Origin of the sequence: Azospirillum baldaniorum, from assembly GCF_003119195.2 — a bacterium.
Classification (GTDB): Bacteria; Pseudomonadota; Alphaproteobacteria; order Azospirillales; family Azospirillaceae; genus Azospirillum; species Azospirillum baldaniorum.
In genome coordinates this window covers 462,757-477,836 of the sequence record NZ_CP022254.1, presented here as the reverse complement: position 1 = coordinate 477,836, position 15,080 = coordinate 462,757, and the positions used below count along the sequence as shown (strand labels likewise).

Below are 15,080 nucleotides of genomic sequence, written 5' to 3'. Positions count from 1 at the left end.
GACGAGCGACCGAAGCGAACAGCGCCAGAAGCGCCCGCCTTGTTCGACTTCGGTGAGCTGGATCGTGCCGCCGAACAGGCACGGTCAGAAATGGCGAATTCTGCCCAAGAGTTTCCCTCGAAGCCTGCCGAGAAGGCCGAAAGGCTGGCCCGTCAGCGCCGGTTGCTGCGCCTCCTGATGGCGCTCCAGGGCTCCACCAGCTTCGCGAAGGAACTGGCCGCCCTGATCCGCGCGAAGACCGGCCACGACTATCCGGCCAAGACCATTCGCAACTGGATGGACGGCAGGGTGGAGCCCAACCACGACGGCTGGCACGACCTGCGCGCTACGTTCGGCGACGGTCTGTTCGATGCCGTGCATACCCCGGACAGCCACGCCGCCGAGGCGTGGGAGGCCGGGCTATACGGCAAACCCCGGCGCAACGGCGGCGCCCAATGACCGCCTCCCAGCCCATCCGGATCGTGCCTTTCGTTGAGCGTCGCGCCGCCAAGCGCCTGAACGAGCGCTATGGGCTGGCCTTCACCCTTGAGCTGAAGACCGAGCTTTTCCGCCAGATCACCGCCGCCCGCGCGAACGACAACCGGCAGCCCAGCGCGTGCCGGATCGCCGCCGCCGGGGTGCGTGAACGCTGGCTCGTCAGCCTCGATCACCGCGTCCTGCATGTCGTTGTCGACCAGGGCGCCGCGGTGGTCGTCACCTTCCTCCCACTGCATGGGAAACGGCCATGACCCCGCGTACCGCTGAAATCCTCTCCGCTGCCCTGGCCAACGGCACCGCCGGCATCCTCCGGGGCGACACCCTCACTGTCCGCATGCCCACGGCCAACGCCGTGCAGATCGCGGCCGGCAACGCGAACGCGGCGCCGATGGCGTTCGTCTTCGCCGGACTCGCCGCCCACGCGGCGAACACCAACACGCCGGCCAACCGCGCCGGCTGACCCCCTCACCAACTGGAGGCAGATCATGATTACCCAGCATCACCAGGACCGACTTGTCGCGCAGGGCCGCGACGAAATGATGACCGCCTTCTGCAAGGTCGCGCGGCCGAACGAGGCCCAGCAGCGGGAGGCGTCCGAGCGCTTCACCGCCCTGATGCAGGAGCTGGTGCCGCAGATCGTCGGCGTGGTCGCCGTGGGCGACTATCCCGCGTTCGCCGTGAAGTTCGACAACATCGACGCCAAGGGCAAGATCGCGGCAACGGCTTCAAACGTGGACGAGGCTGGACCGGCCCTGATCACGCGTAGGGGGGCGTCGATGACCTTGGTGCTGACCGACGCGGCGCAGTTTGACCGGATGCGCCCGGCGGCCACCATCGACCCGGACCAGAAGGCGCTCCCGATGGAGCCGGTGGACGGTGGCGAGGACGACGACGAGGACGGCACCGGCGCGAAGGATGACGAGCCGGCCATCCTGGACGACAGCGCGCCCGCCGCTGGTGGCGTGGAAATCGACCTGCAGGTCGAGCCCGAGCAGCCGGCCGAGCAGGTTGGCCCGTTCTTCAGCGCGGTCGAGGTCGGAACGGCGAAGGACGGCACCGGCGCGGAGGTGTCGCTGTGGGTCCTCCTGCATGGCGACGCGGAGGTCTTCGAGGCCATCGCCGCGGCGGAGCACGTGCAGATGCTAGCCGATGCGCTGAACAACCGTGCAGCGGCGCTGGGGCGCAACCTGACGCCCTTCGAGATCCGCGACGCCGTGATCGGCATGTCCACCCATGAGGTGGCTCCGCTGCCGAAGGGCGCCTACACCACCGAGGCCATCCAGAACAGCGCAGCCCCGGCGGCCGAGGAGAAGACCCGCCGCGGGCGGCTGAGCGCCGTGGAGACGGTGCAGTTCTACCACCTGGGCTACGACGGCGGCGAGGCCGGCAAGTCGATCACCGAGGTCTGCGAGGGCCACACGGAAGGCGCCAAGAAACACATCCAGCGCGGGTGGGCCGACCAGAAGGACGGCAAGGTGCGGGCCTGGGAGCGTCCGGGCGCCACGCCGAAGCCGGCCAACGATGACAGCGCCACCGGCGCCGACAGCGAGGCCGCCTGATCATGGTGGCCGAACCCTTCGTCACGCTGCGCCTAGATGGTCCCGTTGTGGGGAAGGGGCGGCCAAAGTTCGCGCGTCTGCCGGGGGGCGGGGTGACTACCCGCACCCCGGAGAAGACCCGCCGGTATGAGTCCGAGGTCAAGAGCGAGGCGCAGCGGGCTATGTCCGGGCGCCCGCTCGTCCACGGGCCGGTCCGCGTCGACATCTGCGTGACGTGCCTTGCCCCCGATGGCTGGGCCGCCTGGAAGTCCTCCGCCGCGCTCCGGGGCGCCGTCCGCCCCACCACGAAGCCGGACCTGGACAACGTGCTGAAAGGCGTCCTCGACGCCCTGAATGGTGTGGTCTGGAAAGACGACGTGCAGGCCGTGTCCGTCTCGATCTCGAAATTCTACGACACGAAGCCGGGCCTGTCGGTCGAGATCTACGAACTCGACGCGCTGCCCAGCCAAGTCAGCAGGAAGCCCGCAGCATGAGCAACACCACACCCATGCGCGACCAGATCCGCAAACGCGCCCGCCCGCATGCCGGCGGCTGGGTCTGGGACCATGGCGACATCCGCGCTTGGTCGAAGCAGCACCCGGCGCACCCGCCCGCGGCCAACAACAACGCGCCGTCCTGGCGCGCGGAGTGGGCCGAGGTGGTGCGGAGGGCGTCCGCATGAACAACGTCACCCATCTGCCGGTCTCCAACCCCCGCCGGCGCGTCGCCCCGCCGGATGCTCTGAAGCGGCTGGAAGGGGCTGCGCGCGACCTTCAGGAAATTGCCCAGGAGCACGATTGGGACCGTGACGGGATCCGCGAGGTTGCCGCGCGAATCCTCCGGACCGTCGAGGACATGCGCGCCGCGGAAACGGGGGCATCGTGAGCGGCTTCTACCTGATGCACCGCGGGTGGCAGGACAACCCCGTCTTCAACGACGAGCCGTTTAGCCGGCGGGATGCCTGGGTGTGGCTGGTCGAGACGGCCAACTATGCCGATGGCGTCTGGGGCGCGAAGGGGAAGACGGTCCGCCTTCAGCGCGGCCAGCTCTGCCGGTCCATCCGCGACATGGCGGCGACCTGGAAATGGGACCGATCCAAGGTGTCTCGCTTCATCGCGCGTCTCGTCTCGGATGACATGATCCGATACACCGCTGATGACGGGGTGTGCCTCATAACTATCTGTAACTACGACAGATATCAGGCACAGCGAGACAGCACCGAGACAGCTACCGAGACAACACCGAGACAGGAGCGAGACAGCACCGAGACACAAATAAAAGAAGGTAATGAAAATAAAGAAGGAAAGGAGTCGCGCGCCCTGCCGGGCGACGCGCTGCCCGATCTTGCTGAGCAAGGGGTGGTCACGCTCCCGGCCAACGACAACCCACCTGAACCCGCCAAGCAGACCAAGCGGGGCACGCGCGTTCCCGACGGCGACCTACCGGACGACTGGTCACAGGCGGCGAATCACACCCGGGAAAAGCACCAGCTGCCGCTGCTCAGCCGCCGCGTGCTGGGCCTGCGCTGGGAGAACTTCCGGAACTACTGGGGCGGGTTGGCCGGCTCGAAGGGCCTGAAGGCCGATTGGCGCAAGACGTGGCTGAACGACTGCATCAGCCCGGTGACCGAGCGGAAATTCCCCGCTGGCCAGCCACCGCCGAGCAATGCCAACGCGCCGCCCCAGGCCAAACGGCAAGCCTCCTCCCTCTCCGAAATCCCGCTGTTCTTCGACACCCCCACCGAGGTCTGACCCATGGACACCGCTTTCGCCGAGCTACGGAACACCCCGGCGATTTCCCGCATGCTCGACCGCCACGCCAACCCCGAGGTCGAGCAGGCGCTGCTGGGCGCCCTGCTGACGCAGCCCGCCGCCTTCGGCCGCACCGTCGGGCGGGTGACCGCCGAGGACTTCGCCGACCCGGTGCACGGCGCGATCTACGGCGCCGTGTCCGAGCGCGTGTCGCAGGGCAGGGCGGTGGATCACCGGCTGCTGGGCGACGTGGCGACGGCCTGTGACGACGTGCTCCAGGAGGTCGGAGGGGGCCGGGCCTACCTCGCCGGGCTGGCCGGGGCCGCGGGGCTGCCCTCCGCGGTGATCGACTATGCCGACACGATTCGTCAGCTTGCCACCCGCCGCCGGCTGATCGACACCGGCCTGCGCGCCGTCGTGATGGCGGACGAGGCCCATCGCATCGAGGACGCCGTTTCCGTCGTGATCGGGGAGGCCGAAGGGCTGGTCGACGGGGGAGGGGCCCGGACCCGTTCCGAGGTGCTAGCCGCCATGGTCGCGGGCATGGAGAAGCCGGGCAGGGTGTTCCCCACCGGCTATCCGTCGATCGACCGGGCTTGGGGTGGCGGCCTCTACGCCGGGCGCATGTACTGCATCGCTGGCAAGGGCAAGGCCGGCAAGTCCGCCCTGGCCGGAGGAATCAGCTACGCCCTGAACCGGGCCGGTGTCCGGCATGCCTACCTCGCGTTGGAGATGGGCGCGCTGGAGATCGAACAGCGGCAGGTGGCACGCGAGCTGGGCACCCACAGCATGGCGCTGATCGGGCATGTTCACGCCACCATCCTCGCCCGCGCCGGCCAGTATGCTGCCACCGCGACGGCGGAGCGGCTGGACAACGTGATCTATGTCGACATGCCCGGCGGCACGATGGACCGGCTGCGCACCGAGATCCTCGCCGCGAAGTACCGGCACCGCTGCGCCGGGGTGATCGTGGATTACTGGCAGCTCGTCACCGGGCGCCCGCCGGGCACGTCGGAGGAGGAGCACCTGCGGCGCGTGGCCGAATGGCTGGCCGCCACGGTGAAGCGCCTGGGGATCTGGGTTCTGATCCTGGCGCAGCTCACCGACGATGGGGAGGCCACCGCCGTCAGCCGCACCGGCATGAACCGCAACGCCGACCAGCTCTACTTCCTGCGGGACTGCAACCTCGATGGCGCCCGCTGGCTGGAGGGGAAGGCCAGCCGCTACACGCCCACCACGGACATCGGGGCGCAGGGCGAGCCGGCGCTGAAGCTGGTCTATCCGGGGCCGCACTTCGAGGATTGGGCCGCCCGCGGGAACGAGGATACGCGGCAGGCGCAGATTGACATGGCGGAGGGGGAGACATCCTGACAACGCAGGATTAGCAGGCGTCCGATGTATTTGGTAACTTTACGACTACCATCATTGGCGGCGTGCATGCGGCGGCAGCATGCATGCTGACTCCCAAGCGAAAATGGGTGGACGAATGTTAGAAATTTTACAGACAGCGTACCAATTTTCTGAAAAATACAACGTATGGATCCTGTCTTCTTTGATTTCTTCAATCATAGTCGGATGGGCGGCGCGTGCCCCATTTGTGAATGCTGACAAATGGATGCCGGAGTTTGTGAGTCGTATTATGGCAGAGTATATTGATATTGGAGTTAGAGAAGCAGGAAAAATTGGTGGGGTAGCGCTTATAGCGCGAAAGGTCTTTGAACATATGTTTGGGGAAAACCCCGATAGCTTGAAATTCTTTTTCAGGAGCGCCGCATTCTCCGTTGCCGCGCTTATGATATTCTCCTGCGTGTTTTTTGCTCGTTTGTCTCACCTGTATTCTTCTAACGTACTACAGGCAGAGGTCATTTACAATTTCTTAGAGATTTTGTCTGTTGTCGGTGTTCTTGTGAATGTGATCGTTGACTATATGATATTGGGGTATTTTCTCAAGACATTGAATAGGATCGAGGCTTCTAATGGTGTAATTGAGGTGATGAAAAATTTATTTAAAGACTTATTATATAAATTGTGCGTATTCTCTTCTTCATTTTTTCTCGTGTATTATATTGGAATACATGGAAATGGGAATGACGCGGCCGCATCGGCTCGCGCTGTTGCGGATACTGTTGTCTCAGGGCTTGGGTGGAACGACATGTCTTCTGTTTTTTTGTATTCTTCGCTGTTTTCATCATTTTGGTTAGCTTTTGTTTCTCTGTCGGTCAGGATTGTGTGTTATGTTGATGACATCGCAAAAAAATCACCAATAATTGCTTGGTTGCTGCCATTCTCAAAAAAGCCGTTTTTGGCGCTCGGGAATTTGGTGGGAATGGTCGCCGCTGCTTGTAACTTATTAACGATTATTCTGTTTTGATGACGACGAGGTGTTGGGGGGGTGAGGGAAGGTTCACCCGACGTGCTGGGCCAGCCGCATGAACTGCTTGCGGCGGTCGGGCAGCAGCCAGCCCCACGCGGCCAGATTGGTATGGGCTCACTTCCAAGGCCAGAGTGGGCTGCCGTAATGCTCGTTACGATGGCAGTTCGGGCACAGCGCTACTGCGTTCGCCACGGTATCTTCTCCTCCTGCTGCAAGAGGGACTTTGTGATGGACCTCCAGAAACGGGGTGCCATCAGAACTACGAAAGAATGGAGCGGGACTTTTGCATCCTTCACAAACCCCTGCAGCACGGTCGAGGACCTCAGCGACCACATCAGGATTTCTTACAAAAGCCGTCGTGACGACGGTAACAGAAGAGGGGATCCGTTGAGCAGTAGCAAGACGCCGTTGCCGATCGGAGCTAGAACCAGCCTGGGCGCGAATCACCGCCAGCTTGTGGTTCTTCTGTAGTTCATGGGCGTCCATAGGGGCGTCAGCTTCAGGAACGCGAATCGCTAGCTCAAACCATTTCGAGCCATCTTGCTCTGTGTGGACACCCATATTCTTGAATATGCCGGCAAGACGGAACTTTTCACCAGTAGTCTGTCTTACAAAGGCATAAACCGGAACCTGCGGGTTCTGAATAATGGCTGCATTGACTTTAAAATCTTCTTTGAAAACTTCGCTTATGCTTTTTAGGTAATACTTTAAAGAAACGCCCTCCTCAATCCACTGGTTTTGGTACTTTCCGCCGTTAAGAGTTGCTTTGATAAATACAGCTTTGTAAGCGCCATCAGAGCCAATGGGTAGAATGCCGCCGCTGCGATTATCGTAAACCTCTGCAAAAATGACCAATTGACTTGATGTATAATCAAGCCCAATAACGAAATCATCGAGCCGCGTGCGATCATTTTTCCATGCGCCGAATCGCTCAAGAAGGTTGGCGCGAATATCCTCAAATGTATTTAACCCTGCGGCTTTCAAACCATTAAACACGGGGCTGTTGGGTGTTCCCTGAAATCGATCCATGTAATTTAATAGGTCACCAACTCTTGAGAACTGACGCAGCCACATGGCTGAGTTCCTAATGGTGCTCTTCACCTCATCCGGTAGGGTTGGGTGCCTTAAAGCCGGCGCAAACACTTGCTCTTCAATATAATCGCGGACTTGATCTATAACTGCAGGCATCGGCAAGGTTCCAGCGGATTGGGCGAGTGATCTATCGATATGCCTCACAAATGAGGTAAGCCCATGCTGGCATGCATCTTAGGGAATGGCGAGACGCAAAGTGTCTCATTTCGACATGTGGGGCTTCTCCGCGTCCGCCTGGCATCGCTGTAGCTTGACCACGGGTGGTTTCGATGGCTGTGGACGTGGCATCAACAACACGCGCCGCTTCTCGGGCATCAGTTCGAACGCCAGGAGGAGTGCGGTGGACTGCGGGTCGACTTCGCGGTTCAGCCGCTCCCAGTCCGCCACCGTCACACGGTGGCGCCGCACCAAGGCAGCCACCTGTTCTTGGGTGAGGCCGAGCCGCTTCCGGCGCCGTGCGAACTCCTCTCCGCTGATCGTCTCGAAGGCCACCTGATCGTCCGTCCTGTTGTAGCCCCTGAGGCTACAGGCCATTTGTAGCCGCAACCCAACGCACCCGGCGAGCGGCTACAATCGCATCCTCCGAACCCATTGGAAATGCTAGGCAAAACGCAAGTCTCTTGACAGGCCTTCCGAAACGTGAGCAAGCCTCGCGCGCGTTCCTCCCCAATAAACGCCTGCGGTGCGTTACGAACCCCGCCGGCCCGCCGCTATCCTCCGCGGCATGACCGACGCCACGCCCCAGCCCGACCGCATCAACCTCCCGGACCACACCGCCCCGAAGCGGCCACGTGTCTGGACCCCTGAACGCCGCGCCGAAGCGTGGGAGCGCCTCCTCCAGCACATCGCCGACGGCGGTTCCCTCGACGCCTTCTGCGCCCTCACCGACACGCCTAGCAAGCCGACCGTGTTCGAGTGGATCAGGAGTGATCCTCAACTCGCTAACGATTACGCGCGCGCACGCGAGGTCCAGGGCGACAGCTACGCGGACAAGGTGGCCGACGCCGCGCAGCAGGTGCTGGACGGCAAGCTGGATGCGCAGGCCGGGCGAACGGCCATCGACGCACTGAAGTGGCTGGCCGCCAAGCGCAAGCCCAAGGTCTACGGGGATCGGATCGACGCCAACGTGAACCTGAACGGCAACGTCCAGGTCGGTTGGGTCATCGACCTCAGCCCGTCAGGCCCGGTGATCGAAGGGGAGGGCGCCACGGTCATCGAGGGCCGTACGCCAGCCGATGAATAGGGCAATTTCCATAATTGAGGTTATGGATGCATATCGTACGCGCCGAAGCGGGCTCCATGGGCCCTGCGCGTACGCTCCCCTCCCCTCTCCCCTCTCGGCCAAAGCCGCGCAGGGGGTGACGCGAATAGGGGGCGAAAGGCACCAGCGCAGGTTGATCGCGCCCCCGCACAGCCCCAGCCGGCCCGGCGGCCCGACCCCCACCCCCGGGGCCACGCGGCGGGCAGGCGCGGGCGGGGGGAGGGGCAAAACCCGCGCGCCCTTCGTCCTGCGGGCCACCCCCTCACGATTTTGCCCAACCCCATGAACCCGCAACATTCTTTCCGATGGTGAGGCGATGAGCACGAGCGCGCAGCAGGCGATCAAGGGCGGGGCGAGCGTCTACAAGCCCGACGGCGAGACGCTACGCCAGTTCCTGCTGAACCGCACGGCGCTGCTGCTGTGCATCCAGGGGCCGGAGGGGTCCGGGAAGTCGACGGCTTCGGCGATGAAGCTGTGGATGTCAGCGATCCGGCAGGCGCCGCAGAAGGACGGCATCCGGCGGACGCGCATGCTGGTGGTGCGCAACACCTTCAACGACCTGAAATTGACGACGGTTCAGACCTGGAAGCGGCTGTTTCCGCCCGAAACCTACGGCCAGTTCCTGGAAACGGCGCCGTTCTGCCACAAAATCCGCGCGGGCGACGTGGAATGCGACGTGTGGTTCGTCGCGCTGGACGATGAAGGCGCCCTGCACAAGGTGCTGTCGCTGGAATTCACCTCGATCTGGGTGAACGAGGCGCGCGAACTGCCCCGCCGCGTCATCGGCGGCCTGTGGCGGCGTCGCGGGCGGTTCCCTGCGGTGATGGACGGCGGCCCGAGCTACCCGATCATGATCCTCGACACGAACGCGCCGGCGGATGACCACTGGATTCCCATCATGCGCGGCGACGTGCCGATCCCCTCCAAGCTGTCGGACGACGAAAAGCGGGAACTGGTGAAGCCGGAGGGCTGGGAATTCTGGAACCAGCCGGGCGGGCTGGTCGAAATCACCGATGACGCGGGAAACCACGTCCGGTTCGAGCCGAACCCGGTGGCGGAGAACACGGCGTGGCTCCCCGGTGGGAAGAACTTCTACCTGGAGGCCGCCCGCGGCCAGACCATCCACGACGTGCGGATCGCGCTCTGCAACAAGCTGGGCCGATCGCGCACCGGAAAGCCGGTTTTCCCCATGTTCCGGCCCGATCTGCATGTTGCCAAGCAGCCGCTGCAGCCGGTCGAAGGGCACCCGATCCTGGTTGGCGTGGATTTCGGCCTGACGCCCGCCGCGGTGTTCGGACAGCACGTCATGGGCCGGTGGCTGATCCTGCACGAGCTGGTGGCGGAGGATGACGCCGGAATGGGCGCGGTGACCTTCGCCCCGCTGCTGAAAGCGGAGCTGGCCAGCCGCTTCCCCGGCTTCAAATTCAGCCTGTTCGGCGATCCTGCTGGTGACCAGCGGGCGCAGAGCGACGAGCGGTCCCCGTTCATGATCTTCCGTGCCTGCGGCCTCCCGATCCAGCCGGCGCCGACGAACGACACCACGGTCCGGAAAGAGGCGGTGGAGGCGGAGTTGAACCGCCTGGTCAACGGCTATCCGGCCTTCCTGATTTCCCCGACGTGCCCCCGCTACGCCGCCTCGATGGAATGGGGCTACCGGTACCGGAAAATGAAGCTGGCGGGCGCCGACCGCTACACCGACCAGCCGGTGAAGGACGAGCACAGCCACGTGAACGATGCCGGCCAGTACCTGCTGATCGGAGGCGGCGCGGGCCGGGCGCTGCTGACCGGCTCCGCTGAACCGAAGAAGCCGACCAACACCCGCACCGCCTACCGCCCCTTCGCCAAGCCGACCGGGAAGCCGCGCCGATGGTGAGGGAATGGCTCGTCTTCTTCGCCGATGGCGAGCGGTTCGCGTGGTGGGACCTATTCACACGGCCCGGCTTTCGGCACGTGCTGGCCGCCGGCTATGACGCCGAGGCGGAGCGGTGGGTGATCTTCGATCCCCGAGCGACCGGCACGACGATCCTGCTGCTCGACCAGGGCGAGGCCGGCGCCAAGCTGGCCGAACTGATCGAGGCGTCCGCCGGGCGCGTTCTGCGCTTCGCCCCGCGGGCGTGCCGCCTGTTTCAGCCCGTCACCGGAGGGTGCGTCGGCGCCGTGTCGGCGCTGTTGGGCGTCCGGGGTGCGTTGTCCCCGCCCGGCTTGCACCGGCAGCTTCTGCGAATGGGCGCCACAGCCGCATTCGAGGACTCGCCACGCCATGGGATTCATGAAGCCGAAAGCCCCCGCTCCCGCGCCCGTTCCTGATCCGCCCGCCGCGCCGCCACCCACGCCGGCCCCCACCATCGATCCGGAGGTCGAGGCCCGCCGTCAGCGCGAGCTTGAAGAGGCCAAAACCGCCGCGCAGGCGGCTCAGAAGGCGGCGGACGAGTTGGCCGCGCGGGAGAAGGAGCGCTCCGACGCTCTGGCCGCGCGGGAGAAGGAACGGGCCGATGCCCTGGCCGCTCGCGAAAAGCAGGGCGTTCTGGCTGAAGAAACCCGCCGTCGCCGGGCGCGCGGCGATGGAGCGCGCGGCCTGCTGGGGAACATCGGTACCGCCGGCAGCACCGTGGGAGCCGGTTGATGGGCAACACCACCCCGCCGTCCGCCCCGCGCGACCTGACGCGCCGGATCGCGCGCGCTGACCAGGACAAGCAGCGCCGCCGCGGGCGTCTGGACGACTGCTACCGCCTCGCCATGCCCTGGCGCCACCTGACCGACCGGCACCAGGACGACCCGGCTGCACAGGACGACGTGTTCGACGGCACGGCGGTTGTCTCGGTGAAGGATTTCGCGGGCGACCTGCTGTCCACCTTCACCCCGCCGTCGGCAACCTGGATGCGGCTGGAGCCCGACCAGGGCTTGGGCGATGCGGCCTTGCGCGAGCTGGAAGGTCCGCTGGAGGAAATCGAGGCGACCGTCATGGAGGCCATGGCCGCGTCCAACCTTTATGAAGCGCTCCAGGTCGGGTATGCCGACCTCGCCGTCGGCACCATGGCGCTGCTGGTGCAGGACATCGACCCGACGGAGCCGATCCACGTCGAGGCCATCAGCGTGTCCGACCTGTTGGTCGACCGCGGCCCCTATGGGCGTGTCGACGGCCGGTGGCGAAAGTTCAAGCTGCGCGCGGACGAGGTGCCGATCCTCTGGCCCGACGCCAAGACGTTCAGCCTGCCCAAGACCGGCGATGCCGAAGTCGACGTGACCGACGGCCTGTACCGCGACCTGACCCGCCGCGATGACGAGGTGTGGAAATACGCCGTCCTGTGCGGCGGCAAGGCGCTGGTGCAGCGTGAACTGGTCGGGGAGGGGGCCTGTCCGATCATCGTCGCGCGCTGGGACACCGACGCCAAGACGGCATGGGGCCACGGCCCGCTGATGAGTGTGCTGCCCGAGGTCAAGACGGCGAATTACGTCACCGAACGCATGCTGGAGGCGCTGGACTACGCGCTCCAGCCGGTGACCTCCTACCCCGACGACGGCGTGATCGACGTGTCGGGCGGCATCGCGCCGGGGACGTGGATTCCCATGGCGCAGGGTTCCGAAATCCGGCCGATCGTGTCCGGCGCCAACTTCGACGTGTCACAGTTCAGCCTGCAGGATCTGCGCTCGCGCATCCGGGACGCCATGTTCCAGGACGCGCCGCGGCAGAACGGCCTGACCCCGCCGACGGCGACGCAATGGCAGGAGCAGGCCGCCGCGAAGGCCAAGCGCATGGGCGCCCCGGTCGGCCGGCTGGTGACCGAACTGCTGCGCCCGCTGTTCCTGCGCTTCGCCTTCCTGCTGCGCGCCCGCGGGAAGCTCCCTGCGCAGATCCGGTTCAAGGGCCAGCCGGTGAAGCTCCGGGCGCAGTCGCCCCTGCTGAAGGCCATGCAGCAATCGGAGGCCCAGCGCGTGGACCAGTTTCTGGTCACCACTTCGCAGACGGTCGGGCCGGAAACCACGGCGATGTGGATCGACATGGAGGAGGCCTTGCGGTACCGCGCCAAGCTCTACGACATCCCGGCCAAGCTGGTCCGCACTCAGGCGCAGGTTCAGCAGATCATAGCCCAGCAACAGGCGCTTCAGGCGCCGCCGGTGGAGCCGCAGCAATGAGTTGGGACGATTTTGATACGAAGCGGCGCGCTCGGAAGGGCGCCCCTTCGGACGAGGAGCGGCGCGCGGCGGCTGAGGCCCGCGCGAACGCCGAAATGGCCCGCCTGTGTGCGGCCGTCTTCGCCACCGGCCAGGGCCGCGAACTGCTGGTCGCCCTGCGCCGCCGGACGAAGGACCGCGTGCTCGGCCCCGACGCATCGGCCAGTGCGTTGTTCCATCTGGAGGGCCAGAGGCAGCTTGTCCACGCAATCGAAACGTGGACCGCCGATGGAACCCGCACCGATCCCTCTGACCTCCGCGCCGGCTTGGCCGGGACCGACTGACGGCCCGCGCTGCTCGTTCGCCAACCCCGGCGGCCCGCGCCGTCCCGGTTTCGTCTCCGTCGCCTTCGCCCCGGAGGGTGAGGGCGGCGGTCCCACGGACGACCCGCCCGCCCCGCCCCCCACTTCGGAAGCACCGCTCCAGCCGGAGAGCCTCCAGCCCGCTACTGCGCCGGCCGCGCCGACGGGGCTCGAGTCCTTCTGGGACGGCGAGAAGGGCGCGCTGAAGGTCGAAGACCTCGCCAAGCTGGTCTCCGACGATCAGGCGCGCCGCGCCAGCATCCCCGAAGGCCCCGACGGCTACAAGCTGGAGCTGCCCGCCGAATTCAAGCTGCCGGATGGTCTGACCTTCGAACCGGCGGACACGCCGTTGGGCCAGTCGGTCCGGGCCATCGCTCACGAGTTCGGACTGCCGCAGGCCGGCCTGTCGAAGCTGCTGGCCGCCTACGTCGACTCGCAGGCGAAGGAGCATCAGCAGGTGGCCGCGGATATCGCGGCGGAACAGGCCAAGCTCGGCCCGAACCGCGATGCCCGGTTCACCGCCATGGACGGCTGGATCAAGGCGAACCTGCCCGACCATCACACCGTCCTGGCGCAGCGGCTGCCCGTCGATGCCGGCCTCTTCCAGGCCGTCGAGGCGCTGATCGCGCGGGCGAACGCCGGCATCCCGTCGGCACATGGCGGCGGAGGCGAGGCCATGTCGGAAGAAGCCTACTTCAAGTCGCTCTTCAAGAATTAACGGAGTCCTTCCATGCCGCTCGATACCCTGCGCACGGTGGCGCTTGAGTACAGCAAGAAGCAGCCCAAGCAGATCGACCACCTGACGGAAGAGACTCCGATCCTGGACCTCATTCCTTTTTCGTCCACCACCCACGACATGTGGCACGTGGCCGAAGAACTGACCAACGCCGACGCGATGGGCTTCGTCGCGATGGACGCGCCGCTGCCCGCCGTCAACTCGACCACGAAGCTGATCCGCTTCGATCTGGCGAAGATGGGCGGTCAGATGACCGTGGCGGAGGACAAGGCCCGCCAGTATGGCGGCAAGGAGAAGTACTTCGCCGACCGCTCCGGCCCGGTTCTGAAGAACACCGGCATGAACACCGAGCGCGTGATCGTCTACGACAACCTGCGTCAGTATGCCATCGACCGGTTCCGTGCCGGCGCCACGACCAAGACCGTCTACGATGCGGGCGGCACGGGTTCGGCCAACTACAGCATCATCGCCGTTCGCTTCGAGGAAGGCGTCTGCTCGGGGCTTTACAATCCCAAGGGATTCGGCAACGGCACGATGTTCGACACCACGCCGATCAACGGCGGCGCCCTCTATGATATCGGCGGTGGGGTGCTGGGCTACGGCGTGCGCATGAAGTCGGATCTGGGCTTCCAGCTCACCGGCGTGCGCAATGTCGGCGCGATCGTCAACATCGACATCGCCAACAACAAGCTGCCGACCGACACCCAGATCGACGACCTGCTGGCGGACGTCCGAGCGACCGGTTCGGGCCGGACGATGCTGCTGATGCACCAGCGCGTTCAGAACCTTCTGGGCCGGACCTTCAAGAAGGACCGCGTCCAGATGCGTCCCGAAGACACCAACATCACGCGGAAGGTGCTCGCCTGGGATGGCGTGCCGATCCTGTCCAGCTACAACCTGTACGACGGCACCGAAGGCCGCGTCATCCTGTCCTGATCGAAGGGGAATCGGCCATGTACAAGGTCAATGGTCTGCGCCACTACGTGGATATCCACGGGCAGAACTTCGCCAAGGCGCAGACGCTGCCGCAGAACACGTCAGCGGACGGCAACGGCGGGGGCGTCGAGCTGTCGGGCATCAACGGCGCCGTCGAGGCGGTGGCCCGCGTCAACACCGCGGTGACCATCGCCAACGCCGCGACGCTGACGATCAAGCTCCAGCACTCCGCCGATGGCACGTCCTGGTCCGACCTGGGGACCGTCTACACGCTGGCGGCCTCCGGCGGCAACGGTGCCCTGGCCGCCGACACGGAGCTGGGCAGGTTCGCCCTGCCGAGCACCGTCCGGAAGTTCGTCAAGGCGGTCATCACCACCACGGACGCAGCGGCCTCCGGCAAGGTGGACGTGATCCCGGTCTATCTGCCGCGATAAGGAGCG

General features: G+C 65.2%; 21 protein-coding genes. 19 read left to right on the top strand and 2 right to left on the bottom strand.

What is annotated here, in order from left to right; translation table 11 throughout:
• Window positions 1-39: 39 nt before the first annotated feature.
• The 10 genes from Sp245p_RS16520 to Sp245p_RS16475 all read left to right on the top strand — a co-directional run bounded on the left by Sp245p_RS16520 (window position 40) and on the right by Sp245p_RS16475 (window position 6,137).
• Window positions 40-438, top strand: a complete 399-nt coding sequence (locus Sp245p_RS16520; RefSeq protein ID WP_014197233.1) for a hypothetical protein — start codon at window positions 40-42, stop codon at window positions 436-438.
• Window positions 435-728 (top strand): hypothetical protein, encoded by a 294-nt coding sequence (locus tag Sp245p_RS16515; RefSeq protein WP_014197232.1) that lies wholly within the window; start codon window positions 435-437, stop codon window positions 726-728. The genes Sp245p_RS16520 and Sp245p_RS16515 overlap by 4 nt, the downstream gene beginning before the upstream one ends.
• Window positions 725-937: a hypothetical protein gene (locus tag Sp245p_RS16510; RefSeq protein WP_014197231.1), complete on the top strand. Its 213-nt coding sequence runs from the start codon at window positions 725-727 to the stop codon at window positions 935-937. Before Sp245p_RS16515 ends, Sp245p_RS16510 begins: the two co-directional genes overlap by 4 nt.
• A gap of 25 nt (window positions 938-962) precedes the next feature.
• Window positions 963-2,036, top strand: coding sequence for a hypothetical protein (locus Sp245p_RS16505; RefSeq protein WP_014197230.1), 1,074 nt, complete (start codon window positions 963-965; stop codon window positions 2,034-2,036).
• 2 nt (window positions 2,037-2,038) lie between these two features.
• Window positions 2,039-2,509 carry a RusA family crossover junction endodeoxyribonuclease gene (locus Sp245p_RS16500; RefSeq protein ID WP_014197229.1) on the top strand — a complete coding sequence of 157 codons (471 nt, stop codon included), beginning with the start codon at window positions 2,039-2,041 and terminating at the stop codon, window positions 2,507-2,509.
• A complete protein-coding gene (locus Sp245p_RS16495; RefSeq protein ID WP_014197228.1) occupies window positions 2,506-2,697 on the top strand; it encodes a hypothetical protein in 192 nt (63 codons plus the stop codon). The genes Sp245p_RS16500 and Sp245p_RS16495 overlap by 4 nt, the downstream gene beginning before the upstream one ends.
• The gene (locus Sp245p_RS16490) at window positions 2,694-2,900 is read left to right on the top strand and encodes a hypothetical protein (RefSeq protein WP_014197227.1); all 207 of its coding nucleotides are present in this window, start codon (window positions 2,694-2,696) and stop codon (window positions 2,898-2,900) included. Before Sp245p_RS16495 ends, Sp245p_RS16490 begins: the two co-directional genes overlap by 4 nt.
• On the top strand, window positions 2,897-3,766 hold the full coding sequence (locus tag Sp245p_RS16485; protein ID WP_014197226.1) for a hypothetical protein: 870 nt from the start codon (window positions 2,897-2,899) through the stop codon (window positions 3,764-3,766). The genes Sp245p_RS16490 and Sp245p_RS16485 overlap by 4 nt, the downstream gene beginning before the upstream one ends.
• Window positions 3,767-3,769: 3 nt before the next feature.
• On the top strand, window positions 3,770-5,137 hold the full coding sequence (locus Sp245p_RS16480) for a DnaB-like helicase N-terminal domain-containing protein (protein ID WP_014197225.1): 1,368 nt from the start codon (window positions 3,770-3,772) through the stop codon (window positions 5,135-5,137).
• A gap of 79 nt (window positions 5,138-5,216) precedes the next feature.
• Window positions 5,217-6,137: a hypothetical protein gene (locus Sp245p_RS16475; RefSeq protein WP_129557182.1), complete on the top strand. Its 921-nt coding sequence runs from the start codon at window positions 5,217-5,219 to the stop codon at window positions 6,135-6,137.
• Window positions 6,138-6,254: 117 nt separating this feature from the next.
• Here the strand turns inward: Sp245p_RS16475 and Sp245p_RS35770 are convergent, their stop codons facing one another.
• Window positions 6,255-7,214, bottom strand: coding sequence for an HNH endonuclease (locus tag Sp245p_RS35770; protein ID WP_211101732.1), 960 nt, complete (start codon window positions 7,212-7,214; stop codon window positions 6,255-6,257).
• A gap of 219 nt (window positions 7,215-7,433) precedes the next feature.
• The gene (locus Sp245p_RS16465) at window positions 7,434-7,724 is read right to left on the bottom strand and encodes a helix-turn-helix domain-containing protein (protein WP_129557181.1); all 291 of its coding nucleotides are present in this window, start codon (window positions 7,722-7,724) and stop codon (window positions 7,434-7,436) included.
• A 190-nt stretch (window positions 7,725-7,914) separates the two neighbouring features.
• Between Sp245p_RS16465 and Sp245p_RS16460 the strand changes: the two genes are divergently transcribed.
• From Sp245p_RS16460 to Sp245p_RS16420, 9 genes are all read left to right on the top strand, one after another.
• Window positions 7,915-8,475 carry a terminase small subunit-like protein gene (locus Sp245p_RS16460; RefSeq protein ID WP_014197220.1) on the top strand — a complete coding sequence of 187 codons (561 nt, stop codon included), beginning with the start codon at window positions 7,915-7,917 and terminating at the stop codon, window positions 8,473-8,475.
• A gap of 334 nt (window positions 8,476-8,809) precedes the next feature.
• A complete protein-coding gene (locus Sp245p_RS16455; protein ID WP_014197218.1) occupies window positions 8,810-10,366 on the top strand; it encodes a hypothetical protein in 1,557 nt (518 codons plus the stop codon).
• Window positions 10,360-10,800, top strand: coding sequence for a hypothetical protein (locus Sp245p_RS16450; RefSeq protein WP_014197217.1), 441 nt, complete (start codon window positions 10,360-10,362; stop codon window positions 10,798-10,800). Before Sp245p_RS16455 ends, Sp245p_RS16450 begins: the two co-directional genes overlap by 7 nt.
• Window positions 10,763-11,116, top strand: coding sequence for a hypothetical protein (locus Sp245p_RS16445; protein ID WP_041812256.1), 354 nt, complete (start codon window positions 10,763-10,765; stop codon window positions 11,114-11,116). The genes Sp245p_RS16450 and Sp245p_RS16445 overlap by 38 nt, the downstream gene beginning before the upstream one ends.
• The gene (locus Sp245p_RS16440) at window positions 11,116-12,627 is read left to right on the top strand and encodes a portal protein (RefSeq protein WP_014197215.1); all 1,512 of its coding nucleotides are present in this window, start codon (window positions 11,116-11,118) and stop codon (window positions 12,625-12,627) included. Before Sp245p_RS16445 ends, Sp245p_RS16440 begins: the two co-directional genes overlap by 1 nt.
• The gene (locus Sp245p_RS16435) at window positions 12,624-12,950 is read left to right on the top strand and encodes a Bbp19 family protein (RefSeq protein ID WP_014197214.1); all 327 of its coding nucleotides are present in this window, start codon (window positions 12,624-12,626) and stop codon (window positions 12,948-12,950) included. Before Sp245p_RS16440 ends, Sp245p_RS16435 begins: the two co-directional genes overlap by 4 nt.
• Window positions 12,895-13,686 (top strand): hypothetical protein, encoded by a 792-nt coding sequence (locus Sp245p_RS16430; RefSeq protein ID WP_014197213.1) that lies wholly within the window; start codon window positions 12,895-12,897, stop codon window positions 13,684-13,686. Before Sp245p_RS16435 ends, Sp245p_RS16430 begins: the two co-directional genes overlap by 56 nt.
• A gap of 12 nt (window positions 13,687-13,698) precedes the next feature.
• Window positions 13,699-14,640, top strand: a complete 942-nt coding sequence (locus Sp245p_RS16425) for a major capsid protein (protein ID WP_014197212.1) — start codon at window positions 13,699-13,701, stop codon at window positions 14,638-14,640.
• Window positions 14,641-14,657: 17 nt separating this feature from the next.
• Window positions 14,658-15,074, top strand: coding sequence for a hypothetical protein (locus Sp245p_RS16420; protein ID WP_014197211.1), 417 nt, complete (start codon window positions 14,658-14,660; stop codon window positions 15,072-15,074).
• The last annotated feature ends 6 nt before the right edge of the window (window positions 15,075-15,080 follow it).

Excerpts from the sequence above, each read along its gene's own strand:
- Sp245p_RS16430 (WP_014197213.1), top strand. The coding sequence starts at position 12,895 with ATGGAACCCGCACCGATCCCTCTGACCTCCGCGCCGGCTTGGCCGGGA.
- Sp245p_RS16500 (WP_014197229.1), top strand. The coding sequence starts at position 2,039 with ATGGTGGCCGAACCCTTCGTCACGCTGCGCCTAGATGGTCCCGTTGTG.
- Sp245p_RS16490 (WP_014197227.1), top strand. The coding sequence starts at position 2,694 with ATGAACAACGTCACCCATCTGCCGGTCTCCAACCCCCGCCGGCGCGTC.
- Sp245p_RS35770 (WP_211101732.1), bottom strand. The coding sequence starts at position 7,214 with ATGTGGCTGCGTCAGTTCTCAAGAGTTGGTGACCTATTAAATTACATG.
- Sp245p_RS16505 (WP_014197230.1), top strand. The coding sequence starts at position 963 with ATGATTACCCAGCATCACCAGGACCGACTTGTCGCGCAGGGCCGCGAC.
- Sp245p_RS16450 (WP_014197217.1), top strand. The coding sequence starts at position 10,360 with ATGGTGAGGGAATGGCTCGTCTTCTTCGCCGATGGCGAGCGGTTCGCG.
- Sp245p_RS16515 (WP_014197232.1), top strand. The coding sequence starts at position 435 with ATGACCGCCTCCCAGCCCATCCGGATCGTGCCTTTCGTTGAGCGTCGC.
- Sp245p_RS16495 (WP_014197228.1), top strand. The coding sequence starts at position 2,506 with ATGAGCAACACCACACCCATGCGCGACCAGATCCGCAAACGCGCCCGC.
- Sp245p_RS16510 (WP_014197231.1), top strand. The coding sequence starts at position 725 with ATGACCCCGCGTACCGCTGAAATCCTCTCCGCTGCCCTGGCCAACGGC.
- Sp245p_RS16445 (WP_041812256.1), top strand. The coding sequence starts at position 10,763 with ATGAAGCCGAAAGCCCCCGCTCCCGCGCCCGTTCCTGATCCGCCCGCC.
- Sp245p_RS16455 (WP_014197218.1), top strand. The coding sequence starts at position 8,810 with ATGAGCACGAGCGCGCAGCAGGCGATCAAGGGCGGGGCGAGCGTCTAC.
- Sp245p_RS16475 (WP_129557182.1), top strand. The coding sequence starts at position 5,217 with ATGCATGCTGACTCCCAAGCGAAAATGGGTGGACGAATGTTAGAAATT.
- Sp245p_RS16440 (WP_014197215.1), top strand. The coding sequence starts at position 11,116 with ATGGGCAACACCACCCCGCCGTCCGCCCCGCGCGACCTGACGCGCCGG.
- Sp245p_RS16435 (WP_014197214.1), top strand. The coding sequence starts at position 12,624 with ATGAGTTGGGACGATTTTGATACGAAGCGGCGCGCTCGGAAGGGCGCC.
- Sp245p_RS16425 (WP_014197212.1), top strand. The coding sequence starts at position 13,699 with ATGCCGCTCGATACCCTGCGCACGGTGGCGCTTGAGTACAGCAAGAAG.
- Sp245p_RS16420 (WP_014197211.1), top strand. The coding sequence starts at position 14,658 with ATGTACAAGGTCAATGGTCTGCGCCACTACGTGGATATCCACGGGCAG.
- Sp245p_RS16480 (WP_014197225.1), top strand. The coding sequence starts at position 3,770 with ATGGACACCGCTTTCGCCGAGCTACGGAACACCCCGGCGATTTCCCGC.